The sequence below is a fragment of the Rhizobium sp. SVR5-9E genome, from assembly GCF_056755095.1.
This window is the reverse complement of sequence record NZ_JBNDHS010000076.1, coordinates 21,203-29,507: the sequence shown is the minus strand read 5'-3', so window position 1 is coordinate 29,507 and position 8,305 is coordinate 21,203. Positions and strand designations below refer to the sequence as shown.

Here is an 8,305-nt window from a genome sequence, read left to right as displayed (position 1 = left end):
GTCTGGGTGCTGACCGACGATATGTACGAGCACCTGACCTATGGTGACTTCAAGTTCGCGACACCGGTGGAGGTCGAGCCCAGCCTCTACGACCGTACGCTGACGATGAACGGCGTCTCCAAGGCCTATGCCATGACCGGCTGGCGCATCGGCTACGGCGCCGGCCCGCTGCAGTTGATCAAGGCGATGGACATGATCCAGGGCCAGCAGACCTCGGGCACGACCTCGATCGCGCAATGGGCCGCCGTCGAGGCCTTGAACGGGCCACAGGACTTCATTCCGGCGAACAAGAAGATCTTCGAAGGCCGCCGCGATCTCGTCGTCTCCATGCTGAACCAGGCCAAGGGCATTTCCTGCCCTGTTCCGGAAGGCGCCTTCTACGTCTATCCGTCGTGCAAGGGCCTCATCGGCAAGACCGCGCCGTCCGGCAAGGTCATCGAGACCGACGAGGATTTCGTCACCGAACTCCTTGAATCCGAGGGCGTCGCCGTCGTCCACGGCTCGGCCTTCGGCCTCGGTCCGAACTTCCGCATTTCCTACGCGACCTCGGAAGACCTCCTGGAAGAAGCCTGCCGCCGCATCCAGCGCTTCTGCGGCGCCTGCAAGTAAATAACGGCAGCAGAGCCGGCATCGATCGAAGCCCGCCGGAAACGGCGGGCTTTTTGTTGCCGGAATTGACAATGTGGCCACAAGTGGCTACATTTGCAGCATGAAGACCGTGTCCATCCGCGATGCCAAGAACAGGCTGACCGAACTCGCCCGTGAGGTCGAGGACGGTGAGACGATCGTCGTGACGCGCAACGGCCGCCCAGTCTTCGATCTCGTCCCGCACAAGCCGCGCGGTGGTTTGAATTTGGAGGCTGGCCAAGCTTACCTCCGGTCAAGGGGCATTACCAATCCCGTGCCCTTCATAGCTGATGATTTCGATGATCCTCTACCGGAGGATTTTCTCCTCAGGCCTCTGCCTGAGCCATGAGGCTGCTGCTCGACACGCACATTGTCCTTGCGATCCTGCGGAAGGATGTCGGGCAGCGGTTTCCCGATGTCGCAGCCCTATTAAGCGATCCAAAAACAGTCGGCTTTGTCAGTGTTGCGAGTCTATGGGAAACGGCGATCAAGGCAAGGCTGGGCAAGCTCGATCCCGGAATGCCCCTCGAAGATATGGCGCAATCACTTCAGGAAATAGGATTGGCGCTCCTCGGGATTGATGTCAGCCACGTCATAACCGCGGCCGAGCCGGAGCCTGACACCCGCGACCCTTTCGACCGCCTTCTGCTCGCCCAATGCCAGGTCGAAGGCCTGCAGCTTGTGACGATCGACCGGGCGCTGACGGACCACCCGCTGGCGTTGAAATTTTGATCTGCTTTTGCCCCGGCTCCAGCTTCAAAGCCCTAGCGCCGACAACATCAGGAATGTCGCGAACAGAATGAAATGGGTCATGCCTTCGATGGCGTTGGTTTCGCCGTCGTTGAGGTTGATGGCCGCCGCGATGAGGGTGATCATCACCATGACGGTCTGCACGGGCGTCATCGCCATGATGAAGGGTTGGCCGGTATAAAGCGCAATCGATTCCATCACCGGCACTGTCAGGATGACGGTCGATAGTGAAGCGCCCATGGCGATGTTGACGGTTGCCTGTATGCGGTTTCGCAGGGCCGCCCGCAACGCCGTCAGGATTTCCGGGGCGGCTGAAATCGCAGCAACGACAATGGCGGTGATGGCGACCGGGGCACCGGTATCCCGCAGCCCCTCCGTCATGAAGGCCGACATGAATTCGGCGAGCGCCCCGATGATGATGACGCCGGCCAGGATGGCGGCAATCGATACGGAGGTGGTCTCCTCCGCATGGTATTCATCGGGATTCTCCTTTCTTCGGTCCGCACGCGGGTAGCTGTAGCTGAAGAAATAGCTGTGCTGGCCGACCTGCATGCGCAGGAAGAGGCCGTACAGCGCGATCATGGCGAAGATCGTGAAGGCAGAATAATAGTGCCACTTGCCGGCTGGTACGAATTCCGGAACGATCATGGAAATGCCCATGGCGGTCAGGATCATGACGCCGTAGGTTTTCCCGGAATTATCGTTATAGGGCTGCTCCCCATGCTTCAGGCCCCCGAGCAGTGCCGCGAGGCCGAGGATGCCGTTGATATCGAGCATCAGGGCCGAATAGATCGTGTCGCGCACGAGCGTCGGCGAACCCTCGCCGCTCATCATGATGGCGAGGATGATCACTTCGACGGCCACGGCCGACAGCGTGAGGATCATCGTGCCGTAGGGATCCCCAACCTTCATGGCGAGGATTTCGGCGTGATGGGCAACGCGCATCGAGGCAAGCACGATCATGCCGACCAGAGCCGCCGCGGCGACTAGTGTGATGCCGCGGCCCATCTCCGTGATCACGTGCTCGAGTGGGTATGCAGCGAAAGCGACGGCAAGCCCCGCAAGCAGGAACTTCTCGTCTTGAAGGCGTGATGCAATCCTCAAGGTTCCGGCTCCTGCTATGATCCAGTGCAAGATCTAAGTCGATGATTTTCCGGATCAAGCGAATATGCTTCGGGGCTAATTTGCAGTCTGGGGCGTTTAATGGAATACTGACTGCATTGGTCAGCCGGAATAATCGCGGCGCGCCCAGTTTCTCGCCTTGCCGCCGCGATGGCACCGGATGCAGTCCGGACGCATCTGGCTGTTCCTTGATAAGGACCGTTAGGCAAAAAAGGAGAGGCGCATGATTAAGGTGGTTTACGAGGTCGTTCCCCACGACGGTGGCTGGGCTTACCGGCTGGGAGTGGTCTATTCCGAAGCATTCCCATCGCATGCCGAAGCGCTGGAGGCGGCCCGCATCGTCGCGGCCGAACAGCAGGTCGGCGGCGATTCCGCCGAGATCAGCTGGCAGGACGACAAAGGCAAGTGGCACGAGGAATATGCCGAAGGCGGCGATCGTCCGGAGACTGAAGTCGTCGATAGCAGGTGGAAGGGTGGCAGTTCCGCCGATGCTTCTCCCGGCGCCTGAGCTGCAATATCTCAAAGCCTCCGCTCCGCGATCTCGCCTAAGGTGCTGCGACCGCATTCCGGTGTAGTGGCCTGCTTCATAGCGGCGGCTTATTGCCGATAGTTCTCTTCAGATACGCCTGCAGCCCCCCGACAAGTGCGTCGAAGGCGACCCGGCATCGCGGCGACGTCTTCAGATTCTCGTGCATGGCGACCCATGCGCCGAGATGCATGTCAAGAACGCCGGGCAAGATGCGGATCAGATCTGGATGTTGGTCAGCGAGCCCTGTCTGGCAGAGGCCGATGCCGATGCCGGCGCGAAGGGCGGCGAGTTGCGCCAGATTGCTGTCCGCCCGGAAGGAAAATTCGATGCTTTCAGCGATCGGAAAACGCTTCATCAGCGTCCGGACATAGGCGGTTTGACGGTCGAAGCCGATCAGGCGGTGAGTTTTCAGATCGTCAAAGCTGTGCGGCGTGCCATAGCGTTCCAGATAGCGCCGATGGGCGTAGCACGCGAGCGGTATGTCGCCGATAGGTCGGACGACCAGAGCATCCTGTGTGGGCTCTGCCATCCGCACGGCGATGTCGGCTTCGCGGTTCAGCAGGTCCTCAATGGCATCCGAAGCGGAAAGCTCTATCTCGAGGTCGGGATACTTCTCCTGCAGAGAGGCGAGGATCAGCGGTAGAACCTCGACGGCAACGACTTCGCTGGCGCTGATGCGAACCGTGCCTGCCACCGTGTCGCGCTGGTCCGATGCCGCACGCAGCAGTGCGCTCGACGCGGCAGCCATCGTCTTCGCATAGGGTTCAAGGGTGATGGCCGCATCGGTCGGCAACAGGCCGTTCGGCGAACGGGTGAAAAGCTGCGCGTCGATGGCTTGCTCCAGAGCATCGATATGACGGCCGATGGTCGGCTGCGTCAGACCCAGTTCGCGCGCGGCGGCCGAAAGCGATCCGAGCCGCAGCACGGTCAGGAACGTCCGGTAGAAATCCCAGCTTGGCTCGTCGTTCATAAATTTCCGTATATCAGGTGCACAAATTTCGTCAATTTTGTTTAGGTGGCTGTCCGGATAGATCTCTTGCAACAGCAGATGGAGATCACGAATGTCCGAACAGAACGATGCAAGGAAGACAGTGCTGATGCTTGGTGCCACCGGCGGGATCGGCGGCTCCGTTGCGGACAAGCTCGCCGCCCGCGGCTGGCATGTGAGAGCGCTCAATCGAAATACCGCCAGCGCCGTGAAGGCGCGTCGCAGCTTCGAATGGGTGCAGGGCGATGCGATGAACGCCGTCGACGTTGCAGGTGCGGCGCAAGGCGTGGACCTCATCGTGCATGCGGTCAACCCGCCGGGTTATCGCGATTGGGAAAAGCTCGTTCTGCCGATGATCGACAATACCATCGCGGCTGCCCGTACGGCGGGTGCGCGTATCCTCCTGCCGGGTACGGTTTACAATTTTGGCCCGGACGCCTTTCCGGTTCTGCGGGAGAACAGCCCGCAGCATCCGCTCACCAAGAAAGGCGCGATCCGCGTCGAGATGGAGCGACGGCTGAAAGCGGCTTCCGAACAAGGAGTGGGTGTGATCATCGTTCGCGCGGGCGATTACTTCGGGCCCGGCGCGACCACGAACAGTTGGTTCTCGCAGATAGTCACGCCCGGAAAGCCCGTGACAGCCATCAAGAATCCTTCGCCGCATGGCGTCGGACACCAGTGGGCCTATCTGCCGGACGTGGCCGAGACGATGGCGCAACTCGTCGAGCGTGCCGATCGCCTGCCGCGCTTTGCCGCCTACCACATGGACGGCTTCTGGGATCACGACGGCAAGCAGATGGTCGAAGCGGTGCGGCGCGTCGTGGGCGGCACCGTCAAGGTGAGTGCCTTTCCCTGGTGGATCGTGCCGCTGGCAGCGCCCTTCGTTCGCCTCATGCGGGAGGTGAATGAGATGCGCTATCTGTGGAGGGAACCGCTGCGCATGGCCAACGACCGCTTGGTCGCCGAACTCGGCTACGAGCCGCAGACGCCGATCGATGAAGCGGTTCGCACGTCACTGATCTCGCTCGGCTGTCTGCCCGAGCTGCGGGGCAAGCCGGCGAAAGCGTTATCCGCGCAAATCGAAGGAACGCGCTAGGCTTGCTGCAATTCCGCGAGTGCGATGCGAGCCACGGCGAGGGGGCTTTCGGCCCGGGTGGACATATCGTCGCCCAGGAACCAGGCCGCCGACAGCCCGGAATAGGCGGCGATCCATTTCAGCAGGCGTCTTGGTTCCATGGCGGTTTCGGCGCAGACGATCTGCAGTTGACGCTGCAGCCGGCCCGGCGCGCTGATTGCCGGAAGGTCTTCGTTGGCGAAGATGTTGGCATAGTCAAAGCCGCGTTCGCCGAAAAGGCCCTTCGGGTCGATCGCAAGCCATCCGTCCTCTTCGAAGTCAAGGATGTTGCTGTGGTGAATATCACCATGCAGGACGACCGGATCACGCGGATCTGAAAGCAATTCCTCGGCAATCACGCTGCATTCGGCAAGCGTGCCGCCATAGGCTTTCGCGGCAGGCTCCAGTTCCCGGAACCAGCGGCGGAGCGGAATGAGGTCCGGCAGGGGCTTCTTGCGCGGCGCATGCAGCCTTTCGACGGTGTGGCAGATGATGCGGCTTGCTTCATCGTCTTCGCCATCCATCGCCATCTTCAGCAGGGAACGGCCACCGGTCGCCCGCTCAAGCAGGACCGCCTCTTCATCATGGGCATAGACCTTGGCCGCACCGTCGCCGTCCCACCAGTGCATCAGCGCGCCGCCGGCTCTTTCGGCCCCGTCGCGGGACAGTTTAAGCATTGCTGGCTTGCCGTTCCAAAGCACGGGCAGGAGGCGGCTTGAATGGGTGATGATCGGCTCGCCGTCCGGCGTCAGCGACCAGCGGCCGAGATAGGATTCGAACATGGCCGCATCCTACGGGTATCGGCCGAAAAAGAAATCCCGCCTTTCGGCGGGATTTCGTATCGTGCCCGAATGTCAGGCGGCCTTTTCGACCAGCGGATAATCGATGTAACCCTTTGGCCCGCCGCCGTAGAAGGTGGCCTGTTCCGGCGTGTTCAGCGGCAGGTTCTTCTCCAGGCGTTCCACCAGATCCGGATTGGCGATGAACGGCTTGCCGAAGGCGACGAGGTCGGCGCGGCCGCTCTCGACGGCGTCGATCGCCATGCCGCGGTCGTAGCCGTTGTTGACCATCCAGTTCGCCTTGCCGCCGGCCTTCTCATAGGCCTGGCACAGCGCCTTATAGTCGAAGGCGGGGTTTGCGCCCTGCTTGAAGTCGCGCTCGCCGCCGGTCTGGCCTTCGACGACATGGATGTAGGCGAGGTCGTATTTTGCCAGGCCTTCGACCACGTGGGTGAACAGCGCCTGCGGGTTGGAATCGTAGCTTTCGCCCGCAGGCGTGACCGGTGAGATGCGGATTGCGGTACGGCCGGCACCGATCTCCTTGGTCACCGCGTCAACCACTTCGAAGGTGAAGCGGGCGCGGTTTTCGATCGAGCCGCCATACTGGTCGCTGCGGTCGTTGACGCCATCGCGCATGAACTGGTCGAGCAGGTAGCCGTTTGCGCCATGGATTTCGACACCATCGAAGCCGGCGTCAATCGCGGCGCGCGCCGCCTTGCGATAATCCTCGACGATGCCCGGGATTTCCGAGGTTTGGAGGGCACGCGGCTCGGAAGTGTCGACAAACGTGCCGGTGCCATCGGCATTGACGAGATAAGTCTTGGCCTTGGCGACGCGATTGGTCGAGGAGACCGGCTTGCCGTCGTTCGGCTGCAGCGTGGTGTGCGAGATGCGGCCGACGTGCCACATCTGCACGACGATCTTGCCGCCCGCGGCGTGAACGGCGTCCGTCACGCGCTTCCAGCCGTCGAGTGCTTCTTTCTTATAGAGGCCGGGAACGTCTGCATAACCCTGAGCCTGATGCGTGATCGCCGTTGCCTCGGTGATGATGAGGCCGGCCGTTGTGCGCTGGCGGTAATATTCGACGTTCAGGTCGTTCGGGACCGCGCCCGGCGAGCGGTTACGCGTCAGCGGTGCCATGACGATCCGGTTTTTGACGGCAATGTCGCCAACCTGCGTGGGTTCGAAAAGCTTGGTCATGAAAGTCCTTTCTTGCTTTTGCGGGAGGTCACTCTGCGGGGGCGGGGGCTGTTCTACCCCTGGCAGAGAGATAGGTGAGCGCGGTCGCGCCAAGGCCGATCAGGGCCATCAAGGCAGCCGCAAGCGGAACGCGGGTCATTTCGAAGCCGGTCTCGAGAACCATGCCGCCGGCCCAGGCACCGAGTGCGTTGCCGGTGTTGAAGGCGCCGATATTGATGGTCGAGACGAGGTTCGGCGCATCCTTGCCGAAGCCGACGACGCCGACCTGCAGGGCAGGGACTGCCGCGAAGGTGGCGATCGCCCAGACGAGCAGCGTGATTTCAGCCGGAACGAAGAAGCGGCTCGTATAGCTGAAGGCGATTGATGTGAGCGCGATGAGGGCGAAAACACCCGCAAGCGTCGTTCCGAGGTTCCAGTCGGCGAGCTTGCCGCCGACGAGATTGCCGACGGTCAGGCCGACACCGATCAGGAACAGCGTCCAGGTGACGCCTTCGGGAGAGAGGCCGGTGACGTCTCTCAGCAGCGGCGCGATATAGGTGAAGAGCGCAAACATCGAGGCCGAAAAGAAGACCGTCGTCGACAGCGCGAGCCAGAGGCGACCGTTGCGCAGCGCCGAGATTTCAGCAACGAGGCTGCTTTGAGCCTCCTCCTTGTCTTTCGGAAGAATGGCAATCAGGCCGAGTATGGTAACGATGCCGATGACGGTGACGACGGCGAATGTCGAGCGCCAGCCGTAGGCCTGGCCGATCGCCGTGCCGAGCGGCACGCCGAGGACGTTTGCGAGCGTCAGGCCGGTGAACATCAGCGCGACGGCGCGGGCCTTGCGATCTTCGCTTACCAGGCCTGCCGCGACGACGGAACCGATGCCGAAGAAAGCCCCATGGCAAAGCGCGGTGACGACGCGGGCAATCATGAGAACCTGGTAATTCGGCGCAATGGCGCAGAGCAGGTTGCCGGCGATGAAGAAGGCCATGAGCGCAATCAGCGCGGTGCGGCGCTTCAGCTTGGCCGTAAAGACCGCCATGACCGGCGCGCCGATCGCAACAGCCAGCGCATAGCCGGTGACGAGCCACCCAGCCTGCGGAATGGTGACGGAGAGATCTGCGGCCACTTCCGGCAGCAGGCCCATAATGACGAATTCCGTCGTGCCTATCGCAAAAGAGCTCAAGGCGAGAACAAGAAGGGCGAGGGGCATG

10 protein-coding genes are annotated in these 8,305 nt (G+C 61.7%); 5 read left to right on the top strand and 5 right to left on the bottom strand.

Features of this window, described 5'->3' with window-relative positions; genetic code table 11:
* From ACPYOJ_RS26030 to ACPYOJ_RS26020, 3 genes are all read left to right on the top strand, one after another.
* Positions 1-609, top strand: a 609-nt coding sequence (locus tag ACPYOJ_RS26030; protein ID WP_481418827.1) for an aminotransferase class I/II-fold pyridoxal phosphate-dependent enzyme, incomplete at its 5' end; no start/stop codon positions are given.
* A 100-nt stretch (positions 610-709) separates the two neighbouring features.
* Complete coding sequence (locus ACPYOJ_RS26025; protein WP_481418830.1) at positions 710-976, top strand: type II toxin-antitoxin system Phd/YefM family antitoxin; 267 nt, start codon at positions 710-712, stop codon at positions 974-976.
* Entirely contained in the window at positions 973-1,359 is a 387-nt protein-coding gene (locus ACPYOJ_RS26020; protein ID WP_168830524.1) for a type II toxin-antitoxin system VapC family toxin, read from the top strand. Before ACPYOJ_RS26025 ends, ACPYOJ_RS26020 begins: the two co-directional genes overlap by 4 nt.
* 24 nt (positions 1,360-1,383) lie before the next feature.
* On the opposite strand, the gene ACPYOJ_RS26015 is transcribed toward ACPYOJ_RS26020, so the two are convergent.
* A complete protein-coding gene (locus tag ACPYOJ_RS26015; protein WP_168830525.1) occupies positions 1,384-2,481 on the bottom strand; it encodes a calcium:cation antiporter in 1,098 nt (365 codons plus the stop codon).
* A 241-nt stretch (positions 2,482-2,722) separates the two neighbouring features.
* Here ACPYOJ_RS26015 and ACPYOJ_RS26010 point away from each other — a divergent pair, with 241 nt between their 5' ends.
* Positions 2,723-3,007 carry a DUF2188 domain-containing protein gene (locus ACPYOJ_RS26010; protein ID WP_481418826.1) on the top strand — a complete coding sequence of 95 codons (285 nt, stop codon included), beginning with the start codon at positions 2,723-2,725 and terminating at the stop codon, positions 3,005-3,007.
* Between the two features lie 76 nt (positions 3,008-3,083).
* Here the strand turns inward: ACPYOJ_RS26010 and ACPYOJ_RS26005 are convergent, their stop codons facing one another.
* Positions 3,084-3,998, bottom strand: coding sequence for a LysR family transcriptional regulator (locus ACPYOJ_RS26005; protein ID WP_481418825.1), 915 nt, complete (start codon positions 3,996-3,998; stop codon positions 3,084-3,086).
* Positions 3,999-4,089: 91 nt separating this feature from the next.
* Here ACPYOJ_RS26005 and ACPYOJ_RS26000 point away from each other — a divergent pair, with 91 nt between their 5' ends.
* On the top strand, positions 4,090-5,112 hold the full coding sequence (locus tag ACPYOJ_RS26000) for an NAD-dependent epimerase/dehydratase family protein (protein ID WP_481418824.1): 1,023 nt from the start codon (positions 4,090-4,092) through the stop codon (positions 5,110-5,112).
* Here the strand turns inward: ACPYOJ_RS26000 and ACPYOJ_RS25995 are convergent.
* The 3 genes from ACPYOJ_RS25995 to ACPYOJ_RS25985 all read right to left on the bottom strand — a co-directional run bounded on the left by ACPYOJ_RS25995 (position 5,109) and on the right by ACPYOJ_RS25985 (position 8,304).
* On the bottom strand, positions 5,109-5,912 hold the full coding sequence (locus ACPYOJ_RS25995; RefSeq protein WP_481418823.1) for an aminoglycoside phosphotransferase family protein: 804 nt from the start codon (positions 5,910-5,912) through the stop codon (positions 5,109-5,111). The genes ACPYOJ_RS26000 and ACPYOJ_RS25995 overlap by 4 nt on opposite strands.
* 72 nt (positions 5,913-5,984) lie before the next feature.
* Complete coding sequence (locus ACPYOJ_RS25990; RefSeq protein WP_481418822.1) at positions 5,985-7,109, bottom strand: alkene reductase; 1,125 nt, start codon at positions 7,107-7,109, stop codon at positions 5,985-5,987.
* A 28-nt stretch (positions 7,110-7,137) separates the two neighbouring features.
* Positions 7,138-8,304 carry an MFS transporter gene (locus ACPYOJ_RS25985; protein WP_481418821.1) on the bottom strand — a complete coding sequence of 389 codons (1,167 nt, stop codon included), beginning with the start codon at positions 8,302-8,304 and terminating at the stop codon, positions 7,138-7,140.
* Between the last annotated feature and the right edge of the window lies 1 nt (position 8,305).